The following is a 15,319-nucleotide window of genomic DNA, read 5'->3' as shown; positions in this document are numbered from 1 at the left end:
AGAGGTCGTTGAGGGGGTGCCACGAAATGCTCCTGACCCGAAAGATCAGGAGCATTTGAGCGAATTTTCGGTTAATTTAACGTTAATGACAGGGGCTTAGCCCACAGGCTCTGGCTTGCGGGCCGTCATCGCCTCGACGAAACGTTCGAACAGGTAATAGCTGTCCTGCGGGCCGGGGCTGGCCTCGGGGTGGTATTGCACCGAGAACACGGGGCGGTCGGCCACGCGAATACCGCAGTTCGAGCCGTCGAACAGCGACACATGGGTTTCCACAACGCCCGCGGGCAGGGTCTGGCTGTCGACGGTGAAGCCGTGGTTCATCGAGGTGATCTCGACCTTGCCGGTTTCCAGATCCTTGACGGGATGGTTGGCACCGTGGTGGCCGTGGTTCATCTTGACCGTCTTGGCGCCAAGCGCCAGCGCCAGCATCTGGTGGCCAAGGCAGATGCCGAAAACGGGCAGGTCGGCCTTGAGCACCTCTTGAATCATCGGCACCGCGTAGACGCCGGTCGCGGCCGGATCGCCGGGGCCGTTGGACAGGAACACGCCGTCGGGCTGATGGGCCAGCACCTCTTCTGCCGTGGCGGTGGCGGGCAGCACGGTTACGTCGCAGCCGGCAGAGGCGAGGCAGCGCAGGATGTTACGCTTGGCGCCGTAATCGACGGCCACCACCTTGAAACCGGGTTCGGTCCGCTTGGTATAGCCCTCGGGCCAGGCCCACCGCTTTTCATCCCACTTGTAGCTTTGGGCGCAGGTTACGTCCCTGGCGAGGTCGCGCCCCTCCAGCCCGGCAAAGCCGCGCGCGGCGGCGACCAGCGCTTCGAGGTCGAAATTGCCTTCGGGGTCATGGGCCAGCGCCACATGCGGCGCGCCCTGTTGGCGGATGGCGCGGGTCAGGCGGCGGGTATCGACGCCGCCGATGCAGATGCGCCCGCGAGAGGCCAGCCACTCGACCAGGTCTTGCTGAGCGCGCCAGTTCGACGGGGCGGTCGGATCCCATTTCACGACCATGCCCTCGGCCACCGGATCGGCGGTTTCGTCGTCATCGGTGTTGACGCCGGTATTGCCGATATGGGGGAAGGTGAAGGTCACGATCTGGCCCGCATAGGATGGGTCGGTCATGATCTCTTGATAGCCGGTCATGGCGGTGTTGAAACACAGCTCGGCCACGGTCTGGCCGGTGGCGCCGAAGCCTCGGCCATAAAATACCGTTCCGTCAGCGAGAACAAGGCAGGCAGTGGGACGGGGGGGCATGGGCGACTCCGGGGCTGGCTCAAAATCTGCGGCAACCTAAGGGGGGCGGGCGGCCGGGTCAAGCGGATGCGATAGCCTTGTTGCTGCAGGTGCATTGTCGTATGGTCGGCCCCTGTTGAACGGCTTGCGTGAAAAAGGGGACCCCCGCCGATGTCACTGAGGGAACGGATCACTGCCGGGCTGAAGACAGCCATGCGCGAAAAGGACAGCACGCGGGTATCGACCCTGCGGCTGATCAATGCAGCCATCAAGGATCACGACATTGCCGCGCGCGGCAAGGGCGAGACCGAGGGCGTAGGCAATCCCGAGGTGCTGGCGATCCTTGGCAAGATGGTCAAGCAACGGCAGGAAAGCGCCCGCGCCTACGAGGAAGGCGGGCGGCTGGAATTGGCCGAGAAGGAGCGCGAGGAAATCGCGATCATCGAGGACTTCCTGCCGCGCCAGTTGACCGAGGCCGAGGTCGAAAAGGCCGTCTCTGCCGCGATCAAGGAAACCGGCGCCGAAAGCATCCGCGACATGGGCAAGGTCATGGGCGCGCTGAAGGCCAAATATACCGGCCAGATGGATTTCGGCACGGTTGGGCCGAAGGTGCGGGATATGCTGGCCTGACGGGTTGCCATCGAGATGCGGGAAACAGCGGTCCTTTCGGGGGCCGCTTTTTTCTTGGGGCAACTGCGGCGAAGGCGCGTTTTCGGCGGATGCGCGGCGGCGGCCATGGCTTGAGGCTGCGCTGACTCATCCGTGGTCGGGCAGGGGGGGCGTTCGTCTCTGTCGGGGAGTATGACCATGGGCGCTGGGCGCGAGAGGTCACGAAGCAAGAAAGCGGCGCCGCTTCAGGGCGCGTGGGCTTTGGGGTCGTCTGCGAAAGCTTTCGGCTGGGCCGTCGTCACCTGCACCCTCATCGGGTGGTCTTTGGCGGCGGGGCCGACCGGGCCACGCTGTCTTGGGGTGGTATACCGGCGATGAGACTTTCACGAATTGGCAAAGATTCGGTTAACGGCGTGCCAAGTTTGTCGGCTGACGGCGCGCGCTGGAGGCGCGCCGGGGCGGAAGCGCTCAGACCCCGCCCATTTCGCGGCTCAGAACGTCATAGATCTGGCGGCGTTCGGACGGGGCAAGGAAAGCCCCGATCTCGACCTCGCGGCCCGCGCCCTTGAGGGTGACGTAGTCGGTCACCTTGCCGCCCTCGGGGCGGATACGGACGCGCACCCAGTAGGGGTTTGCTTCCCATGTCTGCGGCGCGCGGCGCGGGGCGATATGGGTCAGGGTCACATGGTCGTCCCAGAGCAGAAGCTCTTCGTGCAGATCGCGGTCGCTCCACGAGCGTTTCAGCCCCCACCAGAGCGCCCAGATCGCCGCCAGCACGAAAGGCAGCAGCCCCCAGAGCACCGGCGTGCCGAAAACCGCAAGCACCGGCAGCGCCATCAGCGACGCGGTAAGGCCCACGACCCAGACGAAGCCTTCGGGCGTCAGCGACTTGTGGGGCCGCAATACCATGCGCAGCCGCGGGATGCCGCGGCTCTCGTGAAAAGGGGCCCCGGCGCTGTGCGGGGCCCCTTCATCGTATCGGGTTATGTCGACTGTCATGCCGTCAATGCTGCGGGTGCTTGTCCCACATGTCCGGGGTCGGAAGCTCTTCGAACGTGTGCTCCGGCGGCGGGTTCGGCAGGGTCCATTCCAGCGTATCCGCGTATTCGCCCCAGTAGCCGTTCTCTTCGACCCGTTTACCCGCGCGCAGCGTGTAGACCACGATGCCGATGAAAAACAGGAAGGAGGCGAAGGACAGGAAGGCCCCCATCGACGACACGAAGTTCCACTGCGCGAACGCATCGGGGTAGTCGATGTAGCGGCGCGGCATGCCCTGACGGCCGAGGAAGTGCTGCGGGAAGAAGGTGACGTTCGCACCGATGAAGAACATCCAGAAGTGCAGCTTGCCGGCCCATTCCGGGTATTGGCGGCCCGACATCTTGCCGATCCAGTAGTAGACACCGGCAAAGATACAGAACGCGGCCCCGAGGGACATGGTGTAGTGGAAGTGGGCGATCACGTAATAGGTGTTGTGATAGGCGCGGTCGATGCCAGCCTGCGACAGCACGATGCCGGTGACGCCACCGATGGTGAACAGGAAGATGAAGCCCATGGCGAACAGCATCGGGGTTTTGAACTCGACCGAGCCTTGCCACATGGTGGCGATCCACGAGAAGACCTTGATGCCCGTTGGCACCGCGATCACCATGGTGGCCACCATGAAATAGGCCTGCTGGTTCAGGGTCATGCCGACCGTGTACATGTGGTGCGCCCACACCACGAAGCCGAGCGCGCCAATGGCGACCATGGCGTAGACCATGGGCAGGTAGCCGAACACCGGTTTCTTCGAGAACGTGGCCACGACGTGGGACACGATGCCGAAGCCGGGGACGATCAGCATATACACCTCGGGGTGACCGAAGAACCATAGCAGGTGCATGTAGAGAACCGGGTCACCGCCACCGGCGGGGTCGAAGAAGCTGGTGCCGAAGTTGCGGTCGGTCAGCAGCATGGTGATGGCGCCCGCCAGAACCGGCAGCGACAGCAGGATCAGCCATGCGGTGATGAAGATCGACCACGGGAACAGCGGCGTCTTGTGCAGGGTCATGCCCGGCGCGCGCATGTTCAGGAAGGTGGTGATGATGTTGATCGCGCCAAGGATAGAAGAGGCACCGGAAACGTGCACCGCGAAGATGGCGAAATCCATCGACGAGCCGGGGGATTGCACCGATAGCGGTGCATAAAGCACCCAGCCGACGCCGGCCCCGCTGCCACCGTTGCCGCCGGGGGCGAGCAGGGAGGCCACGCCGAGCGACACACCGGCCACATACATCCAGTAGGACAGGTTGTTCAGGCGCGGAAACGCCATGTCCGGCGCGCCGATCATCAGCGGCATGAAGTAGTTGCCAAAGCCGCCGAACAGCGCGGGAATAACGACGAAGAACATCATAAGGATGCCGTGATAGGTGATCATCACGTTCCACAGGTGCCCGTTCGGGGTGCAATCCTCGCCGCTGAAGCCACCCAGGAAGCGGGCGCCTTCGTCACACATGAACTGAACGCCGGGCTGCATGAGCTCCATACGCATGTAGACAGTAAAGGACACCGACAGCAGGCCCACGAGCCCGGCGGTGAAGAGGTAGAGGATACCGATATCCTTGTGGTTTGTGGACATGAACCAGCGGGTGAAGAAGCCCGGCTGCTTGTGGTCATGTCCAGAAATGGCAGCATCAGCCATGGACGTCTCCTGTTCTGTGGCATGGCCGGGACAGGGACTGCCCTTTTCCCGCACACCTTATTCCCTGTCGGATGTTCTAGATTGGCGACCGGGACCGTGCAATCCGTTTGGCACGATACAAGTGGGAAAAAATGCCTCAGGAGTCGCCTTTAGAGCGCAGGAGACCGGCAATCTCACGATGGGTTCAACCCGGCGTTGTGCAGTTGTTTGGCGGGATCAACGGTTGTCGGGCAGGGTTTCTGCCACGGTCTCCTGATCGATTCCGGCCGGGCGCGCGCCCGAGACGGCGGAAACCGAGGTGGCGACGGCCAGCGAGATCAGCAGACCGAGCGAGGCCAGCGCAGCGATGATCACCGCCGCCTCGATCCGGTCGTTCTTCTCGTTCTGGTTCGGCACGCGGCTCACGAATCCTGTCCTTGCCTCTGGGGTGCCCCGTTGCACACGGCGCGGTCCCGAGGCGGGGCAAGCCGTGTCGGGGCCCATCGGGTCTGGCGCCCGGTTGCGGGAAGTCTGACCAAAAACTTGGGCGAAAGCATGACGATCACGCACCATCAGCTTTCGACGCTGACGTTGTCGATATAGGCGCCAACATTGTCCTCGGGGCCCGAGCCGCTGATCATCAGCAGGTTGGAGCCGTCGCCGGAGCCGCCGGTGACTTCGAATTCGTAGCGCTGCATGGTGCTGCCCTGCGGGTTTGCGGACCCGATCAGGGCGCCGCCGTAATAGACGTCGACACCGTTGTTCAGGCGCGGGTCTGCGGCGTCGAAAGACACGGTGTAGGTTTGGCCGTCCACCGCGTCGTCAAGCACCTGCCCGAGGCTGATATTGCCGGGGCTTGCATCGAGATCGAGCATGTAGTCGCCATCGGTCGCGGCCACGCCCTGATAGCCGCTCCAGGTGATTTCGGCGCGCAAGTCATCGAGGTTGAGCCACCCGGCCACCGAGCCGTCTGCGCTGTAAAAGCCCCAGCCTGCCGAGATCATGCCTTCGACATCCTCGAAAGAGCCGTTGGCCAACCGGTTGACGCCCCACAGGTGCAGGCCGGTGATGCTTTGGCCCATCAGGTCGGCAACCTCTTCGGACTGGTGTTGCATGCCAACCGAAATGGCGGCCGTGGCGGCAAGGCCAAGGCCGACCAGACCGGCGGTCAGAACCACCCAATCGACGGTAACGGCCCCGGACTCTTCTGTCAGGAAAGAGAGGGAAAAGGAGTCATTTGCACAGGACACGGGAACACCTCGGGGTCGGATCAATGGTTTCTCCCGTCTGATTTTCCAGAAAAATGTGTTAAAATCTTGGGAAACCCGTGCCTGAGGCAAGGCGTTTTCGTTAACGCGGGGCTGCGTCGCGCCGGGGCACACTTTGGCTGCCGAAAATATCCGCGAAGGTCTTTTCCAGCGCCACGTCAACGTCATCCATGGTGACGGGCAGGCCCAGATCGACGAGCGATGTCACCCCGTGGTCGCTGATGCCGCAGGGCACGATGCCGGTGAAATGCGACAGGTCGGGTTCGACGTTGATCGACAGGCCGTGATAGCTGACCCACTTGGTCAGCCGGACGCCAAGCGCAGCGATCTTGTCTTCGCGCGGGCTGCCGTCGGGCAAGGCCGGTTTGTCCGGGCGGGTGATCCAGACGCCGACCCGGCCGTCGCGCTTTTCGCCGGTCAGGTTGAACTCGGCCAGTGTGGCGATGACCCAGTCTTCCATCTGCTGCACGAAGCGGCGCACGTCATGGCCACGCGCGGCCACGTCCAGCAACACGTAGGCCACCCGCTGTCCGGGGCCGTGATAGGTATACTGCCCGCCGCGTTTGCTGTCGTAGACCGGAAAGCGGTCGGGGTCGGTCAGGTCTGCGGGCTTGGCCGAGGTGCCGGCAGTGTACAGCGGCGGATGTTCCAGCAGCCAGATCGCTTCGTCCGCTTCGCCACGGGCGATGGCGGCGGCGCGGCTCTCCATCCACGCGACAGCCTCTGGGTAGGGCACCAGCCCCTCGGAGCGAGTCCATTCGACCATATGCTATCCGGGCAGCAGCCCGGCCTCCTTCACGGCGGCCACATTCGACCGGCTTACGGGAATGTCGCGCCCGTCGCCCAAGGTCAAGACCGCGCGCGCGCCGTCGCGGCGGGCTGAGCGGACCTGATCGGTGGCGACCCAATGCGAACGATGCACCTGAAGCCCCGGTGTCGGGTCGGTTTCGCGGATCGCGTCGGTCAGGCGCATCAAGACAAGATCGCGGCCCTTGGTGGTGACGACCTCGACGTAATGGTCCTGCACCGTCAGCGACACGAGTGCGCCCCGCTTTTCAAGGGGCAGGCGAGTCAGCAAGGCCGGGGCCGGACGTGTCGCGCCGGACGGGGGCGGGTCGGCGGGGGCTTCATCGGCAAGGAACAGGGCCGCAAGGGTGATGACCGCCGAGATGATCACGCCATTGAGCGCGACATCGGCCAGGTAAGCGGGATCGGTCGGGGGCAGGGCGAAGACCACCCAATTGAGCAGCGCTACCTCTGCGGTGATCACAAGCCCGGCCAGCACGGCCGCGACGAGCGCCGCCCCCATCCGGGGCAGACCCCGCGCCATGAGCGCGCGAATGCCGGGGCCGATCAGCAGCGACCCTGTCAGGAACGTGCCGAAACACAGCACCAGCCAATAGGCCAGCCGCGCCAGCAGCCCCAGATAGTCGCCGGTGCCGAAGGGGCCCGCCAAACCGGCGATCACGCCCGCCGCGCCCACGCCGATCAGCACCCGACGGTTCGAAACGAGGACGTGCAATTCACGCTTCGTGGATTGCAGGGCCTGTCCGTTCACGAATGTCCTCCGCATTTCGACGTATCGGCGCTTCTACGGGTGGCCGCGCCCATGGCAGGGCGGCGTCGAGTTGATCTGACAACACGAAACCCCAGGAGCCTTCTGATGACAAGCCTTGACCCCCTTTTCAACGCCCCGCTCGCCATTCACCTGCACGTCGCCGGGGCCTTGCCCGCCCTGCTGCTGGCGCCGGTGGTCCTGTGGCGCCGCCGCCGCGACCGGCTGCACAAGGTGGCGGGCTATAGTTGGGTCCTGGCGATGGCGTTGGCCGCGATCAGCTCCTTCTGGATTTCGGGTTTTGGCGTCATCGGGCCGTTCAGCCCGATTCACCTTTTGTCGATCACCACGCTGGTCGGTCTTTTCACCGCGGTGCGGGCGGCGATCCGCGGGAATTACCGGCTGCATCGCCGGGTGATGCACAATATCTCTTGGGGGTTGCTGGCGGCGGGGACGCTGAATTTCCTGCCCGGTCGGATGACCAGCCGTATCCTTCTGGACGGGGCCGGGTGGCAGGGCTTCGCCATGGTCGCGTTGGCCGTCGGGCTGGCCGTTTTGATCGGGCGGTCGCTGTGGCGCGGTCAGGCGCGGGCGTTGGCCTAGTGGGCCCGCGAGAAAGGGGATTTCGGCCCCGTCGAAGGTGGCAATGCGCCGCCGAAATGCGAAAAGTTACTGGTATTCTCTCTAGGGATTGAACCATGGTGTGCTATTCTGCGTCTAACAGCTGAACGACCGAATTTGGAGGATGCCATAATGTTCAAGGTTCTCACTGCTGCCGCCTTTACCGTTTCTCTTGCCGCTTTTCCGGCCCCCGAAGCACGCGCCGATGCCGGCGATGTCGTGGGGGGGCTGATCGTCGGCGGGCTGATCGGCGCCGCAATCGCCAATGATCAAAACAGCCGCCGCAACAATGCCGCCGCAGCGGCGGCCAACCGACCGTCCGGCACCGTCTACCACGGAATCCCGGCCACCCAGATGGGCCGCGATACGCAGACCGCCCTTAACTACTTCGGCTTCAACGCCGGGTCGGTGGACGGTCAGATCGGCACGGGCACCCGCACCGCGATCGAGCGCTATCAGGGGACCATGGGCTATCCGGTGAATGGCCGCGACTACCCGTCTTACCAGTATAACACCCTGATGAATGCCTATTACTGGGCCGTGAACGGCGGTTCTGCGCAGACCGGGCTGGTGGGTCAGCCGCTGCTGATTCATTACCGCAACGCCCAGGTCGCGCCGCAACAGCAGCCGCAAGTGGTTGTCGTGCCGCAAGCCGGTGGCCAGCCTGCCCCGCAAGTCGTGGCGCAGCCCCCGGTGCAGACCACCATCGTTCCGGCCCCGGCCACGGCCAGCAGCAAGTAAACAAGGCCCCAACACATGGAAGAGCCGCCTCCATGGGGGCGGCTTTTTCATGTCCGGGGATGCCAGGTGGCGCGGCGTTGGAAAATGCTGATTCCCGGTGCGAATCCCTCTTGCGCATCCCTGCGACCCTCGGCTAAACAGCCGCGCACTACCTGATCACGTGCGGTCGTGGCGGAATTGGTAGACGCGCAGCGTTGAGGTCGCTGTGGGGTAACTCCCGTGGAAGTTCGAGTCTTCTCGACCGCACCAATTAAAATCAAAATAATCAGTTAAATCAGAGAGATAGAAGGTTTCATAGAGCTTTCATCCCCCTCTGCATCCCCCTTTGGTGCTGCGAAGAATCTACAGGTGCATTCCGGTTCTGCGTGACCGACAAGTTGTCGGACACGAGCGGTGCGACCCACTGTCCAAACTGTTCGTCGCCCGGAAACAAGCTGCGCCCCTCGTTCAGCGCGTGACCATATGCCAGCCACCCTGCCAGCGTGTCAGCTTTGCAATGTGCCATGTCCTACGCAGGCGACTTCCCCAATTTGTGCTTCGCAGGATGCTACATGCGCACGTCGAATCCGAACCTCTTCCGAATTGCAGCCAAGCATCTCGAAACATGGGCATCGTGTTGCAGGGTGAGCCGCTGAAACGTCGCATGGTGCATCCCTTGGGGTCTACATCCCTCGCCGTTCAATATGCCAGGTTCCCAGCCCAGTTTGCCACGAATGCGCTCAGCGCGCCTTGCCGCCCTGTCTGACGCATCCTCTCGTTGAGAGGGATAGGCAAGGTCATGGCATTGGCGACAGGCAAAGATTGCGCCGCCATAGAGTAGAGCGACCCGCCTGCCGCACCCTCGCGCTGGGCAGAGAAACCATTGCCGCGCGCCGCCAAGGTTGTATTCCGTGGTCACAATGGGGACCGGATATTCCCTGCTCTGCCAATCTTGGCCTTGGCTCTGGTGCCGATAACTCAGGATAACGCGGCCTTGCTCCGCCCGCACATTGATCTGGCCGGTCTGTCTGCCATCAACCGTCCATTGCCAGTTGAAGCATTTATCCGGTTCAAGGATTCCTTCGCGCGCCCAGCGCCGCACGTCGATAGCGCGGTAATCCCTTGTCGTCTGCTTTGCGCCGAACCGCCAACGGTTGCCGCTACCTATTCCGCCCATGTGGAGCCTCCGATTTTGCCGAAATCATTTGGAAAATCGCCTATTTCTTCGCTAGGCCATACAGAAGTCGCCGACCGATTTGCTCTGAACTATCCAAAGATGAGACTAGGAGACTCAGCAATGCTTGTATGCTGCGTAAGGAATTCTAGAAATCGACTCTGTCGCAGGGAAGATAGTGAATCCTATCCCGCCAATCGTAGACTAATTCCCGCTGATCTAACTGAGAGCAGTTTCCCACAAGGCCCCCTAGAATTTCTCCATCCGGGTTGAGCACACGCTTCTCGGAGATGAAACTGCAAAGCGAAGAGTGTTCATCGTCACAAATGAAGCGGTCCAGACGAACGACTGCACATTCGCCGTAAGGTTCGTCACGGGTAATCGCCCACAAGTTTTCAGAAACCCTCGAAAACTCCGCTTCCCAAGAATTGATAAACGGGCGGCAGGTTTGCGAGCGTTGTTGATGCTGCGCTCGTATCAGTGCCTCGACTCGACCTCTGGTTACTCCTGCACAAAGGTCAACCAAGGCGGTCATGACATTCGAAGAATCTTCAAACTCTCTGTGGTCCATTTCTAAGAAGTCAGTCCACATCGCTTCAATATCATTTTCATTTCCGGATTCGACACCGATTTGAGAGGCGAGAGCTTCAGCTTCTTCGCGGTTGCCCAATCTAAGCTGTTCGATTAGAGGCACGAGAGACATAAGCAAGTTGCAAGTGTCGCCCATTTCATCACCGGCAGCAAATTCTTCGCTAATCTGCTCCAGCATCGCATCTATGTTCGACAGTTCTTGTGCTAAGTCTGATTCATCGGCCATTGCAGACATAAGAATTTGCACAAATTCACATCGAACTCCCGCTTCTGAAGGAATACAGGAATATTGCAGCATATCGCCATCTGGGCCTATTGAAGTGCCGAATCCAGGTTCGGCAGCCAGTTGGGCTGTGCTCAACAGTGAAACGAAAAGAGCCAACGAAAAACGATACATCGGAATCCAAGAACCCATTGCCGATTACCTTCATTTGGGGCCGACGCAAGAGTAGGCTACGTCCTGCCACCTGTCTAGTTGCCGTTCGGTTTGGTGGATGCGAAGTCAACAATCCGAGATTTTCGCGGTGCTGGGTTCGAGACGCAAAGTCATTCGACCCGCTAGCTCATTTGGCCTTGAAGGCCTGCGCTTGGCTGTAGACGGCCAGGGGGTGGCTGAAACTCTGAAACCCACCGCAAACGGGACCGGCGGGGGCAACCTCTTGCGCGTTTCCACGAAATGGGGTTTTGCCCACGCCCAGCGCCGACCCACCCGTTGAATCGCCTGCCTATGGCTAGATGTATATGTGTCCCGCTTTCTGTGACGCGCATTTTCAGGTTTCCGCTTCCTGCGTCACAGTTTTCAGGACGCCTTGCTCTTGACCGGGACCGAAACCCGGCTGGCTGTCACAACCATTGTGACGGGCTGTCCTTTTTTTTGTGCGGGGCTTCTGCTTTTCGCTCCATCGCATGAACGCCTTTTGCGCGGGCTTGCCGTCGGTGGTCGGCATCTCGCCCAAAGCCCAGATTGACGCCTTTCCGATCCCTGCCGGGCCAAGGTAAGGCGCTTGTGTCATGAAGACAAAGCCGCGCGCCTGCAATTCATCGAACCAAGGCCCGACAGTGTTGCGATGGACATGCAGCGCCGCTGCCGCGTCCCTGTGGCTGAAAATGATGCGCCCGTTGTTCGATCCGTTGAAGCGTCGTTTCAATTCGATGTAGAGCGCCCTGGGGCCGGGTTTGAGTGTTGCCCATGCCTCGGACGCTTGGAGCCATTCGGGAAGCTGGACATGGCGTCCAGCCCCCCTCTTGTTGCGGTTGTAGGGCTTGCGTGCCATTAGCGCCCCCCCTGCGCTACCACGGCCAGCCAGACGCGTGTTGCGACCGCTTGGCTAAGGCAGCAGCCCATGGCGAGGATTACGCCTTCCGGTGCGCTGTCAGGACGCTTGAGAACCGAGACTTCCCAACCGCCTTTGGTGCGGCACAAAACTACGGGGTCAACTCTCACGGCAGTCTCCATAGATCAGGGATGCCATCAGTCTGGCCTGCGTCTCTGTCAGGCCGAATGCGCGGCGCAGGCGGGTGATGCGAAGGCGGGTCATGCGTCACCGCCATCAGCGGCAAGCGCCTTTGCGGATGGGGGAAGGCGCAAGGCCGCGCGGTCAGCGGTTTCAGCCAAGCAATAATGCGCGATGTTCTGCGGCCCTCGATACTCGGCATGGATGGGCCAGCCATACTCGTGCTTGAGTCGATGGACGATTGCGCCCAAGCGCCAGCCGCGCACCTCTCGGATTTCGGTTTTGTGAGAAATTGTGCGCCCGTCGAGAAGCGCCTTGCAGGTCCAGAACACTTGGGTTTGTCCTGAGAACCATCGATTGCTGCTCATAGCGTTTTTCCTTGTTGCTTGAGCAAGCAACGCGCTGGGCGTATGGTGCAGAAGTTCCGACCAAAGAACATTCCCGCCCCGTCGCCCAAGCGCCTTGCTTGGGTGGGGTGGGTCTTATTCCGCGTGCTCTGCAAGAGCCGCGTCGATTTCAGCTTCGTTCCAATAAAGGCGCGCGCCGATCTTCATCGGCTTGGGCAAGCGGCCCAGTTCCACGTCGCGGTAAATGGTCGTGCGGCCACGCCCGCCCAGTTTGGATTGAAGGTCTGCGAAAGAGAGATAGCGCATTTCAAGCATTCCGTTGCTTGGGTGCGCTTCCCTTAATAAGCCACATGCGCACCGATGGGTTGTGGTGCGCCGATGAATGTCAGAAATGCAGAATCAAGTAATACGCCCTATTGGAAGCATTTGTCCGAACGGGCTAAGAACCCAATCACGTCTTTTCGGCAGAACCCCTACGGAAAACAAAATCTCGTCTTTGAGGAATGCTGACAGAAGCTTGGCCCTGCCGCGCACTTTCTTGTGCTTGCTATGAGTTAACCAGTCACGAATTCGCTCATATGGCACATCGATGCCGCGCCGTGCCAGCGCCTCAGAAACAATGTCGCAAGCGCTGTCCGGGTTCATGCCATCCCCTCGTGATATCGGAATTTTATAGGCCTGGGCGAGGTAGTCCGCGATTTCGATGCAAGCCCATTTGAATGCAAAATCTGACGCTGGCGCTCTGCCACGAGCGGACACGAAGCTGCGCTTCCCTCGCACGAGCAACGAGCACATTGGCCGAAACTCTTTTGGTATCTCTGCGCCAACTGCGATGTTTCGCGCGCAGATTTCTCGGACCATCAGAAAAGCTTCGTGCAGGCCCGTGGCTTGGATCGACAAGTGCTGTGAGATGCTTTGTTCGACGGAATGATATACCCAGCCATATTCTGTGAAATGAGTCTCGATTCCAGGGTGAACAGACAAAAGAATGTCCACGTAAGAAAGGTGTTCAAGTTGTGAGAGTGTTGCCCCAAGGGTTTTCTCCGCCTCGCGCAAGCACTCGTCAGCGCACTCGCTGGAAGTCATAATCGGGTCGCAGTTGTCCTCAATAGAGTCTTGGTCATCCATTGAACGATAGCACCTTTCCAACTTTCAATTCTGCGATACATGCCGCCCACCGCTCCATCAGCGCCCGCCGCTGCTCCAAGAAATCCGTCCTGCGATACGCCCGCTCGACCTTGCCGCCGACGGTATGCGCCAGACAGGTTTCGGACACGTCAAACGGGGTGTTGGTCGTCTCCGCGACCCAATCCCGAAAGGATGAGCGAAAGCCGTGCGGCCTCTCAGCCATGCCGCGCCGTTCCATGTATCGGGCCATTGTGGCGTCGGAAATCACGCCCTTGCGGATGCTGGGAAACAGATAGCCATCGCGGGCAAACGGTTTGGCTTGCTCAATGACGCTGAGCGCCTCTTTTGAAAGGGGCACCCGGAAATCCGTGGCGACGCCCTGCCGCGCTTTCATGTTCTCTGCGGGCACCGTCCATGTGTTCCCGTCGATCTGGTCCAGTCGCAAAAAGCGAATGGGCTTTGATCGGAGCGCCGTTAGGATTAGCAGCCGCAATGCCAGTTCGGTCACTGTGCCTTCGGAAAGGCTCTGATAAAAGGCTGGCACATCCTGCCAATGCACCGCCGGGATATTGGTCACCGTATGGCGTTGCCGCCCCAAGAGCGCCTGCGCCTTCGTCGTGGCCTGCACATCAACGTCCAGGCCCAGCGCCGCCGCGTGTTTCATGCAGACGCCCAGCCGGTTGATAGCCTTGCGCGCGGTTGCGGCCTTGTCGTGCCAGATCGGGGCCAGCGTGTCGCGTATGTCCCTTTGGTCGATCTGCGAGACGGGAATACCACCCAGCTTGGGCAGGACGTGCAATTCAAGCGGTGAGAACCATCGCCCCGCCTTGCCGTCGCCCTTCAAATCCGCTTTGCGGCTTTCAAAGGCATCAATGGCAACGTCCTTGAGCAAGTGCATTTGCCGCTCTGCATCGCGCCGTTGTCTCTCGCGTTCCTTGATCGGGTCTTTGCCCTCGCGTGTCACGTCGCGCCACATATTCGCTGCGTCCCGTGCTTGGGCAAGCGACCTGTCAGGATAAGCGCCAAGCCCCATCTCACGCCGCCGCCCGTGAACCGTCACCCGCAAAACCCATTGCGCGCCACCATCCGGGCGAACGTAAAGCCAAAGCCCGCCCCCATCGGAATACTTACCCGGTTGGGCCGCCTTGACTTGTGATGCGGTCAGCTTGTTCAATGCGCGGGCCATCCGGTCCCCCTCTCAATCCCCCTCTAGATATAGTATGCCACGCTGCCCGATGGAACACCAATGGACAAGAATTGTCATGAATAATTGGGTATAGAGGAAAATGGACCAACCCATGGTGCTCCAAGATATAGGGATTGGATGCGTCTCGACCGCACCAATCACCCCCCTTTGTCCAATCGAGTTGGTCTGGGCGCCCGTCGCGTGCCGGGTGTCTCTCTGGCTTTGGTCATTGCCCGCCGTCAATGGTCTTCGCGGGCGAGGCGGCTAGAGTCGGGGGTGTGTCACCGACAGGGGAAGATCATGAAACCCGAGCGGATCTGGTATGTGGTCCTGAATTCTCATCGCTTGCGCATTCTGCGGGAATTGCCCCGTCCGGGCGACGCGGCGGGGCCGGAAATCACGTGGCACTCCCCACAGCGTCACCTGCGCGAGGCCCTGCATGACCGGCCAACGCGCAGCTTTTCCTCGGCCGGGGACGGGCGGCGCTCGGGTGTCGAGCCGGGCAGCGACCCGGTGCGCGAGGATGAGCGGATGTTTCTGCGGCAGGTGTTCGGCCTGCTGGGGGAAGAGCGTGACCGGGAGTCTTATGACTCGCTGGTTCTGTTCGCCTCGCCGGAAATCATGGGCCTTTGGCGCGAAATGGTGCCCGACCGGCTGAACCGCCTGGTCACGCGCGACCTGGTCCGCAATTTCGTGCGCCTGACGACCCCCGATCTGGTGACGGCCATCCGGCGTGCGCTGGAAGCGGAAGACGAGGATCGGAGCGTCTGATCCCGG

At 61.3% G+C, this 15,319-nt stretch carries 18 protein-coding genes and 1 tRNA gene; 5 read left to right on the top strand and 14 right to left on the bottom strand.

Going from position 1 to position 15,319, the window contains the following annotated elements; all coding sequences use genetic code 11:
• Window positions 1–96: 96 nt before the first annotated feature.
• Window positions 97–1,254 (bottom strand): glutamine-hydrolyzing carbamoyl-phosphate synthase small subunit, encoded by a 1,158-nt coding sequence (gene carA, locus BKY27_RS01730; protein ID WP_071672711.1) that lies wholly within the window; start codon window positions 1,252–1,254, stop codon window positions 97–99.
• A 150-nt stretch (window positions 1,255–1,404) separates the two neighbouring features.
• On the opposite strand from carA, the gene BKY27_RS01725 reads away from it, so the two are divergent.
• Window positions 1,405–1,863, top strand: coding sequence for a GatB/YqeY domain-containing protein (locus tag BKY27_RS01725; RefSeq protein WP_071672710.1), 459 nt, complete (start codon window positions 1,405–1,407; stop codon window positions 1,861–1,863).
• A gap of 447 nt (window positions 1,864–2,310) precedes the next feature.
• On the opposite strand, the gene BKY27_RS01720 is transcribed toward BKY27_RS01725, so the two are convergent.
• From BKY27_RS01720 to BKY27_RS20085, 6 genes are all read right to left on the bottom strand, one after another.
• Window positions 2,311–2,751 (bottom strand): DUF2244 domain-containing protein, encoded by a 441-nt coding sequence (locus BKY27_RS01720; RefSeq protein ID WP_233491757.1) that lies wholly within the window; start codon window positions 2,749–2,751, stop codon window positions 2,311–2,313.
• Between the two features lie 94 nt (window positions 2,752–2,845).
• Window positions 2,846–4,519: a cytochrome c oxidase subunit I gene (locus tag BKY27_RS01715; RefSeq protein ID WP_071672708.1), complete on the bottom strand. Its 1,674-nt coding sequence runs from the start codon at window positions 4,517–4,519 to the stop codon at window positions 2,846–2,848.
• Window positions 4,520–4,735: 216 nt separating this feature from the next.
• Window positions 4,736–4,924, bottom strand: coding sequence for a hypothetical protein (locus BKY27_RS01710; protein ID WP_071672707.1), 189 nt, complete (start codon window positions 4,922–4,924; stop codon window positions 4,736–4,738).
• 146 nt (window positions 4,925–5,070) lie between these two features.
• Window positions 5,071–5,772 carry a carbohydrate binding domain-containing protein gene (locus BKY27_RS01705; RefSeq protein WP_146636144.1) on the bottom strand — a complete coding sequence of 234 codons (702 nt, stop codon included), beginning with the start codon at window positions 5,770–5,772 and terminating at the stop codon, window positions 5,071–5,073.
• Between the two features lie 76 nt (window positions 5,773–5,848).
• Window positions 5,849–6,532 (bottom strand): lipoyl(octanoyl) transferase LipB, encoded by a 684-nt coding sequence (lipB, locus tag BKY27_RS01700; RefSeq protein ID WP_071672705.1) that lies wholly within the window; start codon window positions 6,530–6,532, stop codon window positions 5,849–5,851.
• 3 nt (window positions 6,533–6,535) lie between these two features.
• Window positions 6,536–7,324: a LytTR family DNA-binding domain-containing protein gene (locus BKY27_RS20085; protein WP_071672704.1), complete on the bottom strand. Its 789-nt coding sequence runs from the start codon at window positions 7,322–7,324 to the stop codon at window positions 6,536–6,538.
• Between the two features lie 105 nt (window positions 7,325–7,429).
• Here BKY27_RS20085 and BKY27_RS20080 point away from each other — a divergent pair, with 105 nt between their 5' ends.
• The 3 genes from BKY27_RS20080 (at window position 7,430) to BKY27_RS01680 (ending at window position 8,932) form a co-directional block, all read left to right on the top strand.
• The gene (locus tag BKY27_RS20080; protein WP_071672703.1) at window positions 7,430–7,924 is read left to right on the top strand and encodes a DUF2306 domain-containing protein; all 495 of its coding nucleotides are present in this window, start codon (window positions 7,430–7,432) and stop codon (window positions 7,922–7,924) included.
• A gap of 150 nt (window positions 7,925–8,074) precedes the next feature.
• A complete protein-coding gene (locus tag BKY27_RS01685) occupies window positions 8,075–8,683 on the top strand; it encodes a peptidoglycan-binding domain-containing protein (protein WP_071672702.1) in 609 nt (202 codons plus the stop codon).
• A 162-nt stretch (window positions 8,684–8,845) separates the two neighbouring features.
• Window positions 8,846–8,932 (top strand) — tRNA-Leu (locus tag BKY27_RS01680).
• 298 nt (window positions 8,933–9,230) lie between these two features.
• Here BKY27_RS01680 and BKY27_RS01675 read toward each other — a convergent pair.
• From BKY27_RS01675 to BKY27_RS01645, 7 genes are all read right to left on the bottom strand, one after another.
• Window positions 9,231–9,839, bottom strand: coding sequence for a hypothetical protein (locus BKY27_RS01675; protein ID WP_071672701.1), 609 nt, complete (start codon window positions 9,837–9,839; stop codon window positions 9,231–9,233).
• A 145-nt stretch (window positions 9,840–9,984) separates the two neighbouring features.
• A complete protein-coding gene (locus tag BKY27_RS01670; RefSeq protein WP_158514950.1) occupies window positions 9,985–10,824 on the bottom strand; it encodes a hypothetical protein in 840 nt (279 codons plus the stop codon).
• Between the two features lie 373 nt (window positions 10,825–11,197).
• Complete coding sequence (locus BKY27_RS01665; protein ID WP_071672699.1) at window positions 11,198–11,701, bottom strand: hypothetical protein; 504 nt, start codon at window positions 11,699–11,701, stop codon at window positions 11,198–11,200.
• A gap of 260 nt (window positions 11,702–11,961) precedes the next feature.
• Window positions 11,962–12,249, bottom strand: a complete 288-nt coding sequence (locus BKY27_RS01660) for a hypothetical protein (RefSeq protein WP_071672698.1) — start codon at window positions 12,247–12,249, stop codon at window positions 11,962–11,964.
• A gap of 114 nt (window positions 12,250–12,363) precedes the next feature.
• On the bottom strand, window positions 12,364–12,534 hold the full coding sequence (locus BKY27_RS01655; RefSeq protein WP_071672931.1) for a helix-turn-helix transcriptional regulator: 171 nt from the start codon (window positions 12,532–12,534) through the stop codon (window positions 12,364–12,366).
• A gap of 93 nt (window positions 12,535–12,627) precedes the next feature.
• A complete protein-coding gene (locus BKY27_RS01650) occupies window positions 12,628–13,356 on the bottom strand; it encodes a hypothetical protein (protein WP_071672697.1) in 729 nt (242 codons plus the stop codon).
• Entirely contained in the window at window positions 13,349–14,542 is a 1,194-nt protein-coding gene (locus BKY27_RS01645; protein ID WP_071672696.1) for a tyrosine-type recombinase/integrase, read from the bottom strand. Before BKY27_RS01645 ends, BKY27_RS01650 begins: the two co-directional genes overlap by 8 nt.
• A 300-nt stretch (window positions 14,543–14,842) precedes the next feature.
• Here BKY27_RS01645 and BKY27_RS01640 point away from each other — a divergent pair, with 300 nt between their 5' ends.
• The gene (locus BKY27_RS01640; RefSeq protein ID WP_071672695.1) at window positions 14,843–15,313 is read left to right on the top strand and encodes a host attachment protein; all 471 of its coding nucleotides are present in this window, start codon (window positions 14,843–14,845) and stop codon (window positions 15,311–15,313) included.
• Window positions 15,314–15,319 lie beyond the last annotated feature (6 nt).

The sequence above is a fragment of the Nioella nitratireducens genome, assembly GCF_001879715.1.
Classification (GTDB): Bacteria; Pseudomonadota; Alphaproteobacteria; order Rhodobacterales; family Rhodobacteraceae; genus Nioella; species Nioella nitratireducens.
The sequence above is the reverse complement of the archived record's forward strand: the minus strand, read 5'-3'. Positions and strand labels throughout refer to the sequence as shown.

Excerpts from the sequence above, each read along its gene's own strand:
- carA (WP_071672711.1), bottom strand. The coding sequence starts at position 1,254 with ATGCCCCCCCGTCCCACTGCCTGCCTTGTTCTCGCTGACGGAACGGTA.
- BKY27_RS01725 (WP_071672710.1), top strand. The coding sequence starts at position 1,405 with ATGTCACTGAGGGAACGGATCACTGCCGGGCTGAAGACAGCCATGCGC.
- BKY27_RS01720 (WP_233491757.1), bottom strand. The coding sequence starts at position 2,751 with ATGGTATTGCGGCCCCACAAGTCGCTGACGCCCGAAGGCTTCGTCTGG.
- BKY27_RS01715 (WP_071672708.1), bottom strand. The coding sequence starts at position 4,519 with ATGGCTGATGCTGCCATTTCTGGACATGACCACAAGCAGCCGGGCTTC.
- lipB (WP_071672705.1), bottom strand. The coding sequence starts at position 6,532 with ATGGTCGAATGGACTCGCTCCGAGGGGCTGGTGCCCTACCCAGAGGCT.
- BKY27_RS20080 (WP_071672703.1), top strand. The coding sequence starts at position 7,430 with ATGACAAGCCTTGACCCCCTTTTCAACGCCCCGCTCGCCATTCACCTG.
- BKY27_RS01685 (WP_071672702.1), top strand. The coding sequence starts at position 8,075 with ATGTTCAAGGTTCTCACTGCTGCCGCCTTTACCGTTTCTCTTGCCGCT.
- BKY27_RS01675 (WP_071672701.1), bottom strand. The coding sequence starts at position 9,839 with ATGGGCGGAATAGGTAGCGGCAACCGTTGGCGGTTCGGCGCAAAGCAG.
- BKY27_RS01670 (WP_158514950.1), bottom strand. The coding sequence starts at position 10,824 with ATGTATCGTTTTTCGTTGGCTCTTTTCGTTTCACTGTTGAGCACAGCC.
- BKY27_RS01665 (WP_071672699.1), bottom strand. The coding sequence starts at position 11,701 with ATGGCACGCAAGCCCTACAACCGCAACAAGAGGGGGGCTGGACGCCAT.
- BKY27_RS01660 (WP_071672698.1), bottom strand. The coding sequence starts at position 12,249 with ATGAGCAGCAATCGATGGTTCTCAGGACAAACCCAAGTGTTCTGGACC.
- BKY27_RS01655 (WP_071672931.1), bottom strand. The coding sequence starts at position 12,534 with ATGCGCTATCTCTCTTTCGCAGACCTTCAATCCAAACTGGGCGGGCGT.
- BKY27_RS01650 (WP_071672697.1), bottom strand. The coding sequence starts at position 13,356 with ATGGATGACCAAGACTCTATTGAGGACAACTGCGACCCGATTATGACT.
- BKY27_RS01645 (WP_071672696.1), bottom strand. The coding sequence starts at position 14,542 with ATGGCCCGCGCATTGAACAAGCTGACCGCATCACAAGTCAAGGCGGCC.
- BKY27_RS01640 (WP_071672695.1), top strand. The coding sequence starts at position 14,843 with ATGAAACCCGAGCGGATCTGGTATGTGGTCCTGAATTCTCATCGCTTG.